General features: G+C 31.9%; 13 protein-coding genes and 2 pseudogenes. 8 read left to right on the top strand and 7 right to left on the bottom strand.

The window, feature by feature from the left end; translation table 11 throughout:
* Positions 1 to 3 precede the first annotated feature (3 nt).
* Complete coding sequence (locus DTUR_RS03620; protein WP_012583084.1) at positions 4 to 2,349, top strand: glycosyltransferase family 9 protein; 2,346 nt, start codon at positions 4 to 6, stop codon at positions 2,347 to 2,349.
* Here DTUR_RS03620 and rfaE2 read toward each other — a convergent pair.
* The 6 genes and pseudogenes from rfaE2 to nifS all read right to left on the bottom strand — a co-directional run bounded on the left by rfaE2 (position 2,326) and on the right by nifS (position 7,388).
* Entirely contained in the window at positions 2,326 to 2,820 is a 495-nt protein-coding gene (gene rfaE2 / locus DTUR_RS03625; RefSeq protein ID WP_012583085.1) for a D-glycero-beta-D-manno-heptose 1-phosphate adenylyltransferase, read from the bottom strand. The genes DTUR_RS03620 and rfaE2 overlap by 24 nt on opposite strands.
* Positions 2,807 to 3,808, bottom strand: a complete 1,002-nt coding sequence (gene rfaE1, locus DTUR_RS03630; RefSeq protein WP_012583086.1) for a D-glycero-beta-D-manno-heptose-7-phosphate kinase — start codon at positions 3,806 to 3,808, stop codon at positions 2,807 to 2,809. Before rfaE1 ends, rfaE2 begins: the two co-directional genes overlap by 14 nt.
* Complete coding sequence (locus tag DTUR_RS09630; RefSeq protein ID WP_423201564.1) at positions 3,784 to 4,308, bottom strand: D-glycero-alpha-D-manno-heptose-1,7-bisphosphate 7-phosphatase; 525 nt, start codon at positions 4,306 to 4,308, stop codon at positions 3,784 to 3,786. Before DTUR_RS09630 ends, rfaE1 begins: the two co-directional genes overlap by 25 nt.
* Positions 4,282 to 4,854 (bottom strand): annotated as a pseudogene (locus tag DTUR_RS09635) (D-sedoheptulose-7-phosphate isomerase); the annotation flags it as partial. The gene DTUR_RS09630 and the pseudogene DTUR_RS09635, both read right to left, overlap by 27 nt.
* Entirely contained in the window at positions 4,854 to 6,155 is a 1,302-nt protein-coding gene (locus tag DTUR_RS03640) for a UDP-glucose dehydrogenase family protein (RefSeq protein ID WP_012583088.1), read from the bottom strand. The gene DTUR_RS03640 and the pseudogene DTUR_RS09635, both read right to left, overlap by 1 nt.
* 48 nt (positions 6,156 to 6,203) lie before the next feature.
* Positions 6,204 to 7,388: a cysteine desulfurase NifS gene (gene nifS, locus DTUR_RS03645; RefSeq protein ID WP_012583089.1), complete on the bottom strand. Its 1,185-nt coding sequence runs from the start codon at positions 7,386 to 7,388 to the stop codon at positions 6,204 to 6,206.
* Positions 7,389 to 7,486: 98 nt separating this feature from the next.
* Between nifS and DTUR_RS03650 the strand changes: the two genes are divergently transcribed.
* From DTUR_RS03650 to DTUR_RS03675, 7 genes and pseudogenes are all read left to right on the top strand, one after another.
* Positions 7,487 to 8,110, top strand: coding sequence for an iron-sulfur cluster assembly scaffold protein (locus tag DTUR_RS03650; protein ID WP_012583090.1), 624 nt, complete (start codon positions 7,487 to 7,489; stop codon positions 8,108 to 8,110).
* Between the two features lie 42 nt (positions 8,111 to 8,152).
* On the top strand, positions 8,153 to 8,542 hold the full coding sequence (locus tag DTUR_RS09440; protein ID WP_207285095.1) for a glycosyltransferase family 2 protein: 390 nt from the start codon (positions 8,153 to 8,155) through the stop codon (positions 8,540 to 8,542).
* A complete protein-coding gene (locus DTUR_RS09445) occupies positions 8,539 to 9,096 on the top strand; it encodes a hypothetical protein (protein ID WP_207285098.1) in 558 nt (185 codons plus the stop codon). The genes DTUR_RS09440 and DTUR_RS09445 overlap by 4 nt, the downstream gene beginning before the upstream one ends.
* 153 nt (positions 9,097 to 9,249) lie before the next feature.
* Positions 9,250 to 10,218: a prenyltransferase/squalene oxidase repeat-containing protein gene (locus DTUR_RS03660; protein ID WP_012583091.1), complete on the top strand. Its 969-nt coding sequence runs from the start codon at positions 9,250 to 9,252 to the stop codon at positions 10,216 to 10,218.
* Positions 10,175 to 10,705, top strand: coding sequence for a hypothetical protein (locus DTUR_RS03665; RefSeq protein WP_012583092.1), 531 nt, complete (start codon positions 10,175 to 10,177; stop codon positions 10,703 to 10,705). The genes DTUR_RS03660 and DTUR_RS03665 overlap by 44 nt, the downstream gene beginning before the upstream one ends.
* A gap of 188 nt (positions 10,706 to 10,893) precedes the next feature.
* Positions 10,894 to 11,652, top strand: a pseudogene (locus tag DTUR_RS03670) (lysylphosphatidylglycerol synthase domain-containing protein); the annotation flags it as partial.
* A 118-nt stretch (positions 11,653 to 11,770) separates the two neighbouring features.
* Positions 11,771 to 12,892, top strand: coding sequence for a glycosyltransferase family 39 protein (locus tag DTUR_RS03675; protein ID WP_423201565.1), 1,122 nt, complete (start codon positions 11,771 to 11,773; stop codon positions 12,890 to 12,892).
* Here the strand turns inward: DTUR_RS03675 and DTUR_RS03680 are convergent.
* The gene (locus tag DTUR_RS03680) at positions 12,889 to 16,566 is read right to left on the bottom strand and encodes a DUF3857 domain-containing protein (protein WP_012583095.1); all 3,678 of its coding nucleotides are present in this window, start codon (positions 16,564 to 16,566) and stop codon (positions 12,889 to 12,891) included. The two genes, DTUR_RS03675 and DTUR_RS03680, sit on opposite strands and share 4 nt — an antisense overlap.
* Positions 16,567 to 16,602: the final 36 nt, after the last annotated feature.

The raw sequence follows: 16,602 nt of genomic DNA on the forward strand, positions 1-16,602 counted from the left end.
TTTATGGATAGGTTAATGCAGGTTTGGAAAGAGAGTTTAATATTTAAGGTTCTAAATTTATTAGAAGATAAGATAAAAACCAAGCTTGAGCCTATTATTTCTACATCCTTCTTTTTTCCTTTCTTTCATCTGGTTTTAGAATATTATCTTTACATTTTCCTTTTTTTGCTTCCTTTTTTATCCTCAGGAAAGATTGCTGTTGGAATTTTTATAGCTTTTATTTTATGGGTTGTTGATACCTTTTTGGCTAAGGATAGAAAATTTTTTGAAAGTCTTGATACTTTTACTTTGCTTTATATTTTATTCATGTTGATAAATCTTGTGGCTACGTTCTTTTCCCCCTATTTGATGCCTGCCATAAAGGGTTATTTAAAATTCTGTGTTTATTTTGGAATATTCTTAGTCTTCAGAGATGTATTTAAAAATAAAGAGAAGGTTAAAAGAGCTATTTTTGCTATACTTTTTTCTACCTTTTTATTGTCCCTATATTGTCTTTATCAGTGGATAATAAAAGTTCCCCCTCTTGCAGGTTGGGAAGATGTGGAGTTTGTTGGTGAGAATGTAACAAGGGTTTATGGGACCCTTCAAAATCCAAATCTTCTTGGAGGATATTTAATTGGCATTTTTCCTTTTATCCTTTCTTCCATCTTTATTTTTAGATTCAAAAGTATTCCTCTTCTTGCAAGTTTACTTTCTTTCCTTTCTATAATTTGGACTTATTCAAGAGGAGCCTATTTTGGCTTCTTTGTTTCTTTGATTTTGTATTTTTATTTCGTTATTCATATGATTTGGGGATTTGCAAATAGGAGACAGAGGAAAATTTTATTAACCTTCATTATAGCTTTAGTATTCTTAGGAGTGGGAATTTTCTTAAAATCTTCTTATCTTCAAAAAAGGATATTCTCAATTTTTACCCTTTGGGGACATTCCTCTAATGCTACAAGGATAGTTATATGGGAAAGATCTTTTAAGATATTTAAGGACTTTTTCTTAACAGGAATTGGGCTTGGAAATGATGTTTTTAGGAGAGTTTATGCCTTTTATATGGAGCCTAAATTTACTGCTCTTGCATCTTACAATCTTTTTATGGAAATAGGAATCGAAGGAGGAATATTTGCTCTTATAGTATTTCTTCTGATGCTATATTATCTCTTTAGTAGGTTTATTAAAAGGTATGATTCATGGGATATGGAACAAAAGTTAATTGGGATAACTTCATTATCATCAGTTGTTGCTCCCATTTTCCATGGTTTTGTAGACACTATTTGGTATAGACCTTATCCTCAAATTATTTTTTGGTTTTCTGTTAGTATACTTGTGAATTTATATAAAGATAAAAAGGAATCGAAAATACTGCTTTTTAACTTAGGAGGATTAGGTGATCAAATACTTTTTCTTCCTGTGATAAAAGCTCTTAAAGAAAAGCTTAATCCTAAAATAACTATAATTACAGAGAGAAGAGGTAGAAAAATTTATGATCTTTTGAAAATGGATGTAATAGAATTTAATCCTAAGGAAAATTTTTCATTAAAAGATACAGTGTATCTTTTAACAAAACTTCATAGAGAAAATTATGATATCTCAATTTCTACGGGAAAGTCCCTCTTTATACCTATTTTTATGTATCTTGTAGGAGCACCTATAAGGGCAGGATATAAAGAGAATCCTTTGAGCTTTTTGTATACTCATAAGGCTTCTTCAAAGAGAAATGAATATATGGCAAGGGTTCATTTCAGGCTTGTGGAGGCAATCTTTAAAGATGCTTCTTATGCTAATCCTGAAATAGAACTTTCAGAAGGTATAAAAGATGAGGTCGAAAGGAGAATTATAGAATATGGATTGAAGCCTTTTGAATATACGCTTTTGCATCCTGGTGTAAGTAAGATGAGTATTAAAAGGGGTATAGATAGAAGATGGTCTGAGGAAAATTGGGTAGAGTTAATAAAGAGATTAAAAGAGCACAATATAGATTATGTGATTATTTATGGACCCGATGAAGAAGATAGTATAAGGGAATTAAAGGAAAAAGTTCCTGATGGCAAATTTGTTTCTCCCAAGTCCTTAGAGGAATTCTTAGGATGGATATATTATTCAAAAGTCATGGTTTGTTTAGACTCTGCTCCTCTTCATCTTGGTGTTGCTCTCAAAAAACCTATTGTGGCTCTTTTTGGTCCTACAAATCCTGCTGAGATCTTGCCTATAGATCCCATTTATCAAGTGGCAAAGATTGATCTTCCTTGTGAGCCTTGTCTTTGGGATAAAAGAAAAAGGGTTTGCGAATCTTTAGATTGTATGAAAATACCCGTGGATTTGGTATGGGAAAAATTAATGATCTTTGTAAAGAGCTAAAATCTTATTTATTATCTGGGTAGTTGAAAAACCTTCTATAAGTGGAACTATTATAATTTTGCCTCCATAACTTTTTACAATTTTTGCTTCAGGAAGATCTTCTTCTTTGTAATCTCCTCCCTTTACATGAATGTGAGGTTTTATGATACTTATTATATTTTCAGGAGTTTCCTCATTAAAAAGGACTGTATAGTCAACACATTCTAAGGCAGATATTATTTTTAATCTACTTTTCTCATCAAATATAAGCTTCTTTTCTCCTTTGATTTTTTTTACCGATTCATCACTGTTGATACCAACTATTAAGATATCTCCAAAGCTTTTTGCTTTTTCAAGAAGCGTAATGTGACCTGGGTGTAGTATTTCAAAGCATCCGTTAGTAAAAACAATAGTCTTTCCTTCTTCTCTAAACCTCTCAGCTATGTTACATATTTCTTCTTTTGTTTTAATTTTCCTTTCAGAACTCCACATAATTTTTGTCTATGTTTATTTTTTGAGGAATTACTTGAATGATTTCTTCGGGAGATAGGGTGCTGGTTCCTAATTTTCTTACCACTACGCTACCAGCAAAGTTAGATATAAGAGCAGCTTCAAGAGGATTTGCATCAGAAGATATTGCCAAGGTCAGGGCGGATATTACAGTATCTCCAGCTCCCGTAACGTCTCTGACCTCTGCTTTAAGGGCAGGGATAAAATAATAGGAATCTTTTAAGTAAAGAAACATGCCCTTTTCTCCTCGAGTAATAATTACACCTTCTCCTTCTATTAACTCCAAGAGTTTTTGGGCACAAATTATAATGTCAAAATTTTCTTCCATATCTGTAGCAATTTTTGCCTCTTTTTCATTAGGAGTGATATAGCTTGCTCCTTTATATTTTGTAAAGTCTTTTCCTTTAGGATCTACAAGTATTTTTTTTCCATAGGTTTTGGCAAGCTCAATAATTTTCTTAGTAAAGGAATAAGTTAGTACTCCTTTTGCATAATCTGACAGGAGAAATATATCTATTTTTTCAATGTTTTCCTTTATTTTTTCTAATAAAAGCATCTCTATCTCTTCTTTTATGGGATTTCTTTTTTCTTTATCCATTCTTACTACTTGCTGGCTCAGAGCAATGAGTCTTGTCTTAGTAGTAGTAGGTCTTTCTTTATCTTTCACAAGAAAATTTTTTATTTCCCTTTGATTTAGGAGGTTTAATATCTTTTCTGCTCCTATATCTTCTCCCACTACTCCAAAAAGCAAAGGTTCTCCTCCAAGGGCTTTTATGTTATTAGCCACATTTCCTGCACCCCCAAGTACATATTTTTCTTCTTCAATCTCAAGAACAGGCACAGGAGCTTCTGGAGAGATTCTTTCTATTTTCCCTATTATATATTCGTCAATCATTATGTCCCCAATTACTGCAATTTTTTTCCCTTTCCAAGAATTAATTATTCTTATAAGTCTTTCTCTAATATCCATTGGGCTGCCTCCAATAAATTTTTTGCCGAGAAATCTGCAAGAGAATTTTCTTTTCCTATAATTATAGTTTTACATCCAGCCTTTTTACCTGCCTCTACATCGGTAATTTTATCTCCAATCATATAAGATTTTTCTAAATCTATATTCCAGTCCTTTGCTGCTTGAATCAGCATTCCTGGATTTGGCTTTCTGCACTCTCCCTCAAGATAGGGACAGTAATAAAAGTCGTCTATGTATACTTTCTCCTTTGCTAAAGTGTAGTATAAATGTCTGTGAAATTTATCTACATCCTCTATGGTATAGTATCCCCTCTCTACCCCTGATTGATTAGTTACTACGATGATAAGAAATCTTTTTTGTAATAATTTTAAGCCTTCTATAACATGGGGCAAAATTACTAAGTCCTCTGTTTTATAAACATATCCTTTATCTTCATTAATAGTTCCATCTCTATCAAGAAAGATAGCACGATTCTTGGAAGGAAATAGTTTCTCCTCTATTAGATCACATAGGATATGTCCTATGGTTATGTGAGCTTCTTGGACATGAGGGGTCATATGAAAAGGTACAGTAATAGATATGTCAGCATACTTAATCATTTCTCCCCCATCTCTTCCTGAAAGGGCTATAGTTACCCCTTTAAGCTCCTTTGCCTTTTTAAGTGCTTTTACTACGTTGGGAGAGTTTCCTGAGGTACTTATCCCAATAACTACATCCTCTTCCTCTAATAGAGCCTCAACTTGTCTTTCAAACACTTCATCAAAACTATAATCATTAGAAATGGAGGTTATATTTGAGGAATTTGTAGTGAGAGCAATGGCAGGAATTCCCTTTCTTTCTTTTAAGAACCTTCCTACAAGTTCCGCAACTATATGCTGAGCATCAGCTGCACTTCCGCCATTTCCAAAAATAAGTACTTTTTTACCTTTTTTGTATTTTTCTATGATTATCTCAGCTGCTTTTTTAATATCAGAAATCAAATATTCTTCTACAAGTTTTAAAGTAAAATCATGCTTCCTAAGCCGTGCTTTTATTCTCTCTTCCATTATTGCCTTCCCACCCCTTTGTATATAAATCCCATATTTTTAATAATTTGGGGATCAAGTAGATTTACACCGTCAATTATTATGGGAGCTTTCATCACCCTCTTTATTTTTAAAAAATCCAATTCTTTAAATTCTTTCCATCCCGTGAGGATAACAAGACAATTAGAATCTTGAGCTACATCATAGGGATTATCACAGTATTCAACATCATTAATTTCTTTTTTGGCCTCTTCCATTCCTAAGGGATCAGAGGCTTTGATTTTTGCCCCATCATTTTTAAGCACTTTTGTAATCCTTAAAGCTAAAGAATTTCTTACATCATTTGTATCAGGTTTAAACGTGAGTCCTAATACTCTTATAATTTGTCCGTCCAAAAATTCTCCTAAGAAAGACTTAATCTTATAAATAATTTGTCTTATTTGATGTTCATTCTTTTCAAGAATACTTATAAGTAAATTAGGTTGATAACCTTGTTTTTCTGCCATTTTGATAAGTCCCATGAGATCTTTTCCTAAGCATGGTCCTCCAAAGCCAATTCCAGGCTGTAAGTAATCCTTGCCTATTCTTTTGTCATACTTCATTCCTTCTATCACTTCCTGTATATCAATTCCGAATCTTTCTGCGATATTTGCAATCTCATTTATGAAAGATATTCTCATGGCAAGAAAGGCATTAGATGCGTATTTTATTAGTATAGCTGCATTAGGTGATGTTATAATAAAGGGTGCGTTTAAAGGAGAGAAAAGTTTTTTTAACTCTTCTATGGTTTCAGGGTTTTCTGCTCCTATAACTATCCGAGATGGATTATAAAAATCATATACTGCATTTCCTTCTCTCAAAAATTCAGGGATAAAGGCTATCTCAAAGTCTTGATTTTTCTTTTTTCCATAGTTTTCAAATATCTGATTTATTTTTTCCAAGGTTCCTATCGGAATAGTGCTTTTAATAGCTATTATTTTTTTATCTTTTAAATTCTTGGCAAGGCTTTCAGAAACCGATATTACTTGAGATAAATCTACACTTCCATCTTCTTTTGGGGGAGTATTTACACATATAAAAATTATTTCTGAATTTGAGATAAGTTCTTGAATATCTTTAGTGAATTTTATCCTATTTTTTTCTATATTTCTTCTTAACAGTTCATCTATGTCCTTTTCTTTAATTGGAGAAATACCTTTTCTCAACTGCTCAATCTTTTCGTCGTCTATATCAAGACATATTACTTGGTTTCCAAAATCAACAAGACCAAGCACTATTACCAGACCTATGTATCCTATTCCTATAATGCCTATCTTTTTCAACGCTTCCTCCTTTAAATAGGTTTTCTTAAAAATTTTATCATAAAAATCTTAACTTTTCTTATTTATCTTCCACTCTTGCTTATATGGGGAGATAGTTCTTAATTTTTCTATGATTCTTTCCAAGACATCAAGGGTATAATTAAGATCCTCTTTGGTGGTATATAATCCGAGGGTAAATCTTATGGAGCCATGGGCAAGTTCAATAGGTACATTAATTGCAGAAAGAACATGGGATGGCTCTAAGGAACTGGAACTGCATGCAGATCCTGTAGAGACCTCAACCCCCTCTAAATCTAAATGAAGAAGAATAGATTCTCCCTCTACATAAGCAAAACTAAAGTTTATATTATTAGGAAGTCGATTTGATCTGGGACCATTTAAATAAACATCTGAAATCCTTTTTTCTACCTCTCTTATGAAATAATCTCTAAGCTCTGTTAATCTTTCTATCTCTTTATCCATTTCCAGAATTGCTAACTCTATAGCTTTTCCCATACCTATAATTCCTGCTACGTTTTCTGTTCCAGCTCTCTTATTGTTTTCTTGTGATCCTCCATGAATTAATGGATGAATTTTTGTGCCTTTTCTTATGTATAAGGCTCCTACTCCTTTGGGACCATAAAATTTGTGGGCAGAAATGGAAAGAAGGTCCACCCCTAATTCATCCACATTTACAGGTATATGTCCTACGGTCTGTACCGCATCGGTATGAAAGTAGATATCATATTCTTTAGCAATCTTTGAAAGTTCTTGGATGGGTTCAATAGTTCCTATTTCGTTATTGGCATGCATTATAGATATCAATATGGTATCTTTTCTTAAAGCTTTTTTAAGATCATCTGGATCCACAAAGCCCTCTCTGTCGACAGGAAGATAAGTTATTTCAAACCCTAATTTTTCAAGAAAATGGCATGGTTCTAATACTGCATGATGCTCAACTTTACTTGTGATTATATGTTTTCCTTTGGTTGATAAAGCAAAAGCAACCCCCTTGATAGCCATATTGTTTGATTCTGTTCCTCCGCTGGTAAAAATTATTTCGTCAGATTTTGCCCCTATGGCTTTTGCTATTTTTTCTCTTGCTTCCTCAATGGCAGTTCTTGTTTCTCTTCCAAAATGGTGAATACTGGATGGATTTCCGAATTTTTCCTTTAAGAATGGTTTCATTGCTTCATATACTTCTTTTCTTAAGGGAGTTGTAGCTGCATAGTCTAAATATACTTCTCTTTTCATTTAATTTACCTCCTTTTTTATAAAGAATTGACTAAGATACAAAAAAGTATTATAAAAATTATACTAAAATAGTCGGAAAAATAAAAAGAGGGATTAAAATGTTGAGATATACGGATATAGTATTGGAACATTTTAAAAACCCCAGAAATGTAGGAGTCATAGAAGATCCTGATGGATATGCTATAGAAGGAAGTCCTGCTTGTGGGGATCAAATTGTAGTTTATATAAAGGTTGATCCCAATACAAAAGTCATAACTGACATAAAGTTTCAGTCTTTTGGTTGTGCCTCAAATATAGCTACAGGTTCTATGATGACGGAGATGGTAAAGGGGAAAACTATTGAAGAAGCTTTAAAACTTACTTGGAAGGATGTGGTAGATGCTTTAGGAGGGCTTCCTCCTGTAAAATTACACTGTTCAGTTCTTGCAATAGATGGTCTTAAAGCAGCAATTAGAAATTATTTGGGAGAAAAAACTGAAGGAAAACTGAGTAAAGAAGAGGTAGTCAATGTTTTATCCAATGTTTTATATCCCAGCTTGGCTGTAGATATAGTAACTTTGAAACTTTTAAATTTTTTAAAAATTACAGAGAAAGGAAAAGTTATTATTGAGCTATTATTAGGTGAGGAAGATCCTTTTAAGGAGCATATCAAAGAGGAGATTGTTGAGAAGTTATCAAAAATAAATGGAGTTAAGGAGGTTGAAGTGAATTTTGTCAAGTAAAAGTTATTTACCGTCACTTATATGTTTGATAAAAATATTATCATGAAGAGTTTGGATGTTTCTTTAGTGATACCAGTCAAAGACGAAGAAGTTACTTTAGAAGCCTTATATGAAAGAATCACAGAAGTATTAGAAGGGTTAAATCTTACTTTTGAAATTATTTTTATTGATGATGGAAGCACTGATCAGTCTTTTGATATTATGAAAAAGCTATCTCAGAGGGATTCAAGGGTTAAGGTTGTGAAATTTAGAAAAAACTTTGGAAAAGCTGCAGCTCTTTCTTGTGGGTTTGAAAAGGCAAGGGAAAATATTGTTATAACTATGGATGCTGATTTTCAGGATGATCCAAAAGAAATTCCCAAATTTATTGACTTGATTAACAATGGTTATGATGTGGTTTCTGGCTGGAAAAAAATAGAAAAGATCCTTTGAGTAAAAGACTTCCTTCAAAGATATTTAATAAAATTACTGCTTGGCTTACAGGTGTAAATATTCATGACTTTAATTGTGGATTTAAAGCCTATAGAAATGAGGTTATAAGAAATCTTGAGGTATATGGGGAACTTTACAGATATATTCCTGCTCTTTCTCATAGTAAAGAATTCAAAATTGGTAAGGTAGTAGTAGAACATCATCCGAGGGTTTATGGAAAGTCAAAATATGGATGGGAAAGATTAATAAAGGGATTTTTAGACCTATTTACGGTAGTGTTTCTTAAAAGATTTTTGAGGTGTCCTATGCACTTTTTTGGTGGTGTTGGATTAATATTTTTCTTTTTAGGGTTTCTCATAAACTTGGGACTCACCATATACAAATATACTACTGGTGTTCTCATAGGAAATAGACCGCTACTTCTTTTTGGAGTACTTTTAATGATTTTAGGAGTTCAATTTTTATCTATAGGTCTTCTTGGAGAGATGATAAATAATGTTACTCATGGAAGAAAAAAGGAATATCTGATTTCAGAGGAGATTGGTTTTGAGTAATGTATATTTTAAGGTCATCATTGATGAGATTCCAAGGCTTCTTGGACTTTTAGATAAGAACCCTATATAAGTCCTACTTTTGGTTCTTTTGATAGAAACTATCGGCATTATAATATTTCTGACTTTTCCTGTGCCAGATTTCAAGAGGCGACTTTGACTTTGGCTTTGCTATATCTTTTGAATTACGATAATAATCCTTATTATAACTCAGAGGATATTTTGAAATTTATTAACGGGGGAGTTAATTTTTGGTGCAAAATCCAGAGGAAAAATGGATCTTTTGATGAATGGTATCCTTATGAGGGTAGTTTTGTAGCAACTGCTTTTTCTACTTGTGCTATTTCAGAGGTTTTACTTCTTTTAAAGGAAAAGATAGCAAATTTTGACAATTCTTTAAGATGTATTAAAAAGGCGGTGGATTTTCTTTCTAAAAATGTAGACTATACTGCTTGCAATCAAGAAGCAGGTGCTATTCTTGCTATATATAATTGCTATTTGCTCACCTCGGAGAGTAAATATAGGGATTTGGCTTATAAAAGACTAAATGATCTCTCTAAATTACAGAAGGAAGAAGGATGGTTTCCCGAGTATGGAGGACCTGATATAGGTTATTTATCTCTTACCATAGACTACCTTGCTAAGGTTTACGAAAAGTCTAATTGGGATCTTGCAAAAGAAATGCTAACTAAAGCTATAGATTTTTTATATTATTTTTCCCATCCTGACGGGAGCTTTGGTGCAGAATATGGCTCAAGAAATACTAAATATATAATTCCTTCTGGAATAGAATTTATAGCTCCATGGAATAGGAAAGCTGGATATATAGCTTTCAATTTGAGAAGAGCCCTTTTTGAGAAAAAAACCATAGGACCATATAATTTAGATGATAGATACCTTGCTTATATTGGTTATACTTATCTTCAAGCATCTTTATATTTTAGAGAGGATTTAGAGGTTGAAGAAAGAGGTCATGTAGACAAATATTTTGAGGAAAGTGGAATATGGGTTTTCTCTAATAGCAGTTTTTATCTTGTTTCAAATTTCAAAAAGGGTGGAGTCTTAAAGGTTAATTTCAAAAATGGCAGTTCTTTTAAAGATAAGTGGGATTATTTTAAAAACTAAAAACAAAATCTATACTTCTTCTTGGTTAAATTCTTCTGAGGAAAAGATAATTAAGGATGGTGGATTTAAGGTTTCAAGAGAAATGAAGCTAATTTCTTTTTACAAAATGAGCATTATTAAAGGCATTTCTTTAAGAGTTTTTCAACTTTTACTGGGAAGATTTGAGTTTATAAACAAGCTGGTGAAAAAATTCTTGAGAGGCATATTAATTACGAAGCAAAAATCTTCAGGAATAAGATTTTTTAGGACTATAAAAGTAGTAAATGAAAAAATTGAAATGGAAGATCTAATTCTTTCGTCAGAAAACATAAATAAAGTATTTTGTGTGGTGGAGAACTCTTATATTTTCATACCGTCTTCTCGATATTTTGAGATAGGAGATTTGAATAAGTATTTTCATGAAATTGAAGTAGGTTCTAAGAAAGTGATAATTAGGAGGGTATTTGATGAGGAGGGGAATGAGGAATTTGATTATAAATCTGATTAAGTTAGGATTAACTTTTCTTGTTTTCTTAGTAATCTTTAAAAGAGTTTCCTTTCCTTCCTTGATAGAGATTTTACAAGGAGTTAAGTTTATCTATTTTATTCCTACTTTTTTGTTAAGCTTGGCTTTTACGATTTTGAAAATTTATAAGTGGCATTTATTACTAAAAATCTCTTGAGGATGTAAGTTTTTCTAAATCCGTGGATAGCTATCTCATTGGTATGACTCTTGGGATTGTTACTACTGGGAGGATTGGAGAGATTGGTAGAGTGAGTAATGTAAGTAAAAAGTTAGAAGGTATAAGTATTGCTCTTTGGGATAAAATTTTTGATCTTTATGTAGTATTGCTTCTTGCTTTACCAGGGATTTATTATTTTAAAGGGTTGTTTCTGAGTATTTTATATGTTCTCTTTTTGATAGTAATCTTCTTTCTTCTAATAAAGCCTGAATATCTTGAATCTTTAAAGAGGTTTCCTATCTTAAGAAGTTATCCTCAACTTGTTAATGGTTTAAAGGCTATTGAGAGAAAAATCTTTATAGTTAATCTTCTTATTACTTTTGTGGCTTATTTTCTTGTTGTTTTTGAGGGATATTTTTTAGGTAAGGCTTTTGATATTGATAATTTCTTTGCTTTTCTTTACGGATATCCTCTTGTGATGCTTGTAAATTTAGTTCCTATGACCATTGCAGGGCTTGGATTAAGAGAGGGCACTGCTATCTTACTTTTGAATAAATTTTCTATTCCTTCTAATGTGGCGTTTAATGTTTCCTTTTTGATATTTCTTCTAAATACTGCCTTGCCTGCTATTTGGGGAATTTTTGCCATGTACCTAGAGGAAATTAAAAAGAGTATTTATAAAACTGATGTATGGGCTTACTTGATTACTCTTTTTGGGGGATTTTTGAGATTCTATAAAATTGGAGTTATGGATAGACATTATCTTGAATAGAGCCCTCACAGGTATTCATCCACCTTTGTATTTCATTGTTATGCATTTTTGGATAAAGATTTTTGGGGGTTCAGAGGTTGCTTATTAGGTCTATCTCAGCTTTTTTGGAATTTCGTGTATCTTTATGATATATAAACTTGCTTCGAAGCTTTTTGATAAAGCTACAGGGCTTATTTCTAGTATCCTTTTTGCTCTTTCTCCTTTTCATATATATTTTGCTCAAGAAGCAAGAATGTATCCTATGGTGATTTTTCTTGTACTTTTTTCTCTCTATTATCTTGTTAAAGGAATAGATAAAACTAAGAATCTTTTCTTTATAACTATCGCTAACGTCCTTATGCTTTATACCCATATTTTCTCAGCTTTTGTAGTACTTGTTGAAAATCTCTATGTTATTACTACAAGCTTTAAAAATAAAAAACTTTTAAAGAGATGGGTTATTGCTCAATTTATAATTTTGATTTTTATCTCTCCATGGTTATATGTGATTATTCAAAGCAGGACTCCAGAAGTTTATCAGGGTGCCCAAAAAGTTTCTTTGATTAGTCTTGCCTATACCTTTTTAGAAGTAAACCTTGGAGCTGGAAGATCAGTTTTTAGGAATAAAGCTCTTATTGCAATTGTATTCATTTTTCTTTCTATTATTGGATTGTTGCCTCCTTGGGATAAGAAAAGGGAGCTTTTTCTCTTGATTTTGTATCTTTTTGTTCCTATTTTACTTTTACTATTTCTTTCCTTAGGGAAAAGTTTCTTTAGTGCGAGATACATTTCTATATTCATACCTGGATACTTAATTCTTCTTAGTAGAGGTATCAGAAGATTTAAGTATTATTCATTGATATTACTTCTTCTTATTGGAATTCTTGGAGTATATTTTCTGTCTTTAAATTATTATTATAGCAATCTTGCTAATTTAAATCGTCCATGGAGAGAAGCTGTGAGATATATACATGAGAATGTGGCAAGCGAGAAAGTCTTTATTTTTGCTCCTTATATGTGGAGACCTTTTGAATACTATAATAGAGGAAAAATAAATTATGAGACTCTAAGTATTTCTCAATTAGAGAGTAAATTGTTTAATTTGTCTCAGGGTGAAAAGTTCTGGGTAATAATTGCAAATGAAGAAGTAGAAGATCCTGAAGGAAAACCTCTGAGGTTTCTGGAGAGTAAGTTTATCCTGCTAAGAGAAGTTAAATATTATAGAATTGTTATTAAGCAGTGTAAAGTACCAGAAAGTTAATTTATATTTATAAGAAGCATGCCTTTGTCATAGTTTATTATTTCTTCCATATCTTTTTTGTATTCTTTAAAATCTTGAGCAGGAATTAATATTTCTTTTTGAGTGAAGACCCTTTTTAGGGATAGGATATTATTCTTTTCTTCAATTTCCACGGAATATTTTATCCATTTATTTTCTTTTGTTACACTTTTGATTGTCGTATCTATGTTTATTCCCTGAGGAATGTTTATGCTTATTTCTTCTATCTCTTGATAAGGTAAATAGTATTCTATATCGTAATTTCTTTCTTCTCTTGTTATCTCTTCTGCAGACTTTATACTGGAAAAGGGGAACATGTTTAATAGGTTTATTTCTTTTTTATAAGATGTAATATATGGATTCTCAAATTTTAATTTAATTATTAATGGTTCTTCTAAGTTACCTATATTTTGGACATCCCAATCCGTCAACTTAGAATTGGGAATATAGTAATTCAAGAGTCTTGATAAGAAGTTTTCTTTTTGTAATGTAGTCATAGTCTTAAGATAGTACCGATAAGAGTTTGCAAAATATCCTGTAAGAGTTATCTGAGTTTCTGCTACCAAATTCTTCTCTTCAATGTTAATTTTTGTGTTATATTTTCTTAAGTTGTTCTCTGGTTTACTCATAGGGATTGTGGTAAGAATTGGTTTTCCATCTATGATGATCATAGCATCTGCTCCTTGATCCATGCCTGGAACTTCTCCAAAGGGAGTGTCTTCTGCAGTTCCATCTAAAAAGAGATAGGAATTTTTATAGGGGAGTGCAACTATAGCATGATCAAATTGAAATCCTGGAAGTTCCTTTTTCAAAGGCGATGAATATCGGGTAGAGACTAAAGTATAATAAGCTTTTATTCCTGCCTCCTTTAACATAGTAAGAAGTAATACTGCTTTATCCTTACAATCTCCATATTTAGCTTTAAAGATCTCAGGAGCACTATGGGGCATGATTCCTCTTATTCCATATTCTAATCCCACGTATCTTATTTGATTGGTTACAAAGTAATAGATGGCTTTTATTTTTTCTTCTTCCATTTTTGCACCCAAAACAAGTTCTCTTACCTTTTCTTTTATTTCCTTATTACTTCTGATCTGAGGGTAGGCAAGAGAGTAGTACCAATCTGCAAGATCCTCCCAACTTCTAAAGGTGGTTATCCATAATTGAGGCACCAATTTAGCAAGGTCTGGCATATAGGGTTCTTCTGTGATGCCTGGAACGTTCTCCATCTTCCATGTGAATATTTTATAATCTTTATTCTGGTTTACCTCTGGATCAACTTTACCATTGTATACTTTATATTTAAAATCTATGGTAGATGGTATCTTCAAGATATATATACTCCTTAGAGTTGGAACTTCATTTTGGAAGAAGAATATATCTTGAAAGTTTTTTCCGAATATACTTCGTGTATATTCATCAATTACATAGAAACACTCAAGAATGGCTCCTTTTTCTACTGCTGGCATAGAGATAATAATTTGTCTTTGATCAGTATAAAGGGGATAATCGGATGCTACCGAAAAGTCCTGTATGGAGGTTGCCTCTAATTCCTTTCCATCGGGTTTTATGGTTCTTGCTCTTAATATTCTTACATCTTCAAAGCTTGAATCATAATTTATAGTTATCTCTCCATATTTGTCTTTTGCTTCATCTTTTAGAATTTTTATTATTTTGTGGAAAACTACGGTAAAAGATCCATCTTTATGCATCGTTCTTTCTTGCCAATCTAATAGATATATGGCGGGAAAGTCTAAAAATTCTTTTGGAATGTCCTTTGATAGATATTCTGAGATATCCGGAATCTTAATTTGCTCACTTCTCAGATAGTTTAGATATTCTCTTATTCCCTTATAAGATGGATCAATTTCTATAGCTTTTTCATAGGATTCTATAGCAAGCTCTTTTTCATCTTTCAAGTGATGTATTTCTGCTTCATAGATAAAAATTTCTGGATATAAGTAAGTTATCTTTTTCGTTTTTTCTATTAATCTTTGAGCCTCTTCTATTTTCTCTTGAGAGAGATATATTCTTATGAGTTGAATGTATGCCCATATATCCGTAGGATCTTTTTCTATTAGATTTTTGGCTAAGTTTTCTATTATGTCATATCTGTGTAGATCTCTAGCAAGATAGAAGAGACTATAAAATACTTCCCAGTTTTCCCAATTCATAGATAGGGCGGTTAAGTAGTTTTCTATGGCTTTGAAGGGCATATTTCTTTTTTCATACATTTTACCTTTTAAAAAGTAAGCTTCTTGACTCGTTTTATAACCCTTCTCAAAAATACTTATTTGATTTTCTACCTCTTTAGTCCAGGAGAGAGCATTAAAGAGTCTTATAAGTAGACTTCTCAAAAGAAAAGAATTTTCGGGTATATCTTCTTTTTCTAAGTTTTTCAGTGCTTCCTCATATCTTCCATGCTCTAATTCATAGAGGGATAGGTAATAAAGATTCATTTTCAGATTTTTTGAGAGGGAATAAGAATCAAGAAGGTATTTTCTTCCTGTTTCTACATCTTGAGAGCCTAAGTAGAATTTTCCGAGAATAAACTTTATAACTTCAGAATCCTTTTTTATTTTCTCTGCTCTTTTAAGGTACTCTTCTGCCTCTTCCGAAACCCCTTTTTCAGAGAGTAAAAATCCATAAAAGGTATAAAAGATTTCAGAAGAGTCACTCTCTTTTATAAGCTCTTTTTCAGGTAGAATTCTTTCAAAATATATTTGGGTTTTTCTATAATTTTGAGGTTTCACTGAAGTTTTTAGTCCTGATATTTTATTTCCTTTAGAATCTGTTATTCTTAAAAAGAAGCCAAAATCTCCTTCTTGATTGCAAAATTTTAACAAAAGTTTATGCCAGCCTGAAGATAGAGGAATTCTATATATTTCTTGGTCCCAAATTGCTCTTCTTTGGGTTTCTATTTCATATATATGGCAATCATCTAAGAAGAGTTTATAAGAACTTGTAGTTCCTATTCTTATGTATATCTCTTGATTTTGAGGTATATAAAAATAACAGAGAGCATAAGAAGTAGACCATTGATTTGGATAAATTAAATTATAGAGGCTTATATATGCACTTTTACTTTCTTCAGGGGAAAACCATCTTATATCAAGTCCATTTTTCCCTTGATATGTCTTTTCAAGTTTTATCTCCTTCTCGGGAGGATATTCTTTGTAAAGTCCAGAATTCCCTATGTTTTCAAAGGGGCCTATAAAAATGAAATCTTTTATAAAGCCTTTTTCCTCAGAATACTTTTCTGCTTTAGAAATAAGATTTTGAGAAAGAAGAGCTTTCCAATATAAATATTCTAAATAAGAGTTATTAAATTCTCTTCCATCTAATAAAGATACTATTTCTTTATATATGGGAAGACTATCCCAAAGATCATAACCTAAAAGTCCTATTACTTCATGCCAGAGAGAATTTGGGTTTATTTCTATGGATTTTTTCCAATGTTTCCATGCTTGAGAAGCATTATCTTCAAGGAGGTAGTATATACTAATTATGGCATTTGAGTAAGCATCTTCTTTATAAGAACTTTTTAAAAGCTCAAACTTATTCTCTAATAGTAGATTTCCAACTTTTATACTTTGAGCAGAGGTAGATATAATAAGAAGGGCTAAAGTTATAAATAGAAATATTTTTTTTCTCATACTCTTCTCCTTTATCTCTGGATTCTAATTAATTAT

The sequence above is a fragment of the Dictyoglomus turgidum DSM 6724 genome (assembly GCF_000021645.1).
Classification (GTDB): Bacteria; Dictyoglomota; Dictyoglomia; order Dictyoglomales; family Dictyoglomaceae; genus Dictyoglomus; species Dictyoglomus turgidum.

Excerpts from the sequence above, each read along its gene's own strand:
- DTUR_RS03650 (WP_012583090.1), top strand. The coding sequence starts at position 7,487 with ATGTTGAGATATACGGATATAGTATTGGAACATTTTAAAAACCCCAGA.
- rfaE2 (WP_012583085.1), bottom strand. The coding sequence starts at position 2,820 with ATGTGGAGTTCTGAAAGGAAAATTAAAACAAAAGAAGAAATATGTAAC.
- DTUR_RS09440 (WP_207285095.1), top strand. The coding sequence starts at position 8,153 with ATGAAGAGTTTGGATGTTTCTTTAGTGATACCAGTCAAAGACGAAGAA.
- rfaE1 (WP_012583086.1), bottom strand. The coding sequence starts at position 3,808 with ATGGATATTAGAGAAAGACTTATAAGAATAATTAATTCTTGGAAAGGG.
- DTUR_RS03680 (WP_012583095.1), bottom strand. The coding sequence starts at position 16,566 with ATGAGAAAAAAAATATTTCTATTTATAACTTTAGCCCTTCTTATTATA.
- DTUR_RS03620 (WP_012583084.1), top strand. The coding sequence starts at position 4 with ATGGATAGGTTAATGCAGGTTTGGAAAGAGAGTTTAATATTTAAGGTT.
- nifS (WP_012583089.1), bottom strand. The coding sequence starts at position 7,388 with ATGAAAAGAGAAGTATATTTAGACTATGCAGCTACAACTCCCTTAAGA.
- DTUR_RS03665 (WP_012583092.1), top strand. The coding sequence starts at position 10,175 with ATGGCAGTTCTTTTAAAGATAAGTGGGATTATTTTAAAAACTAAAAAC.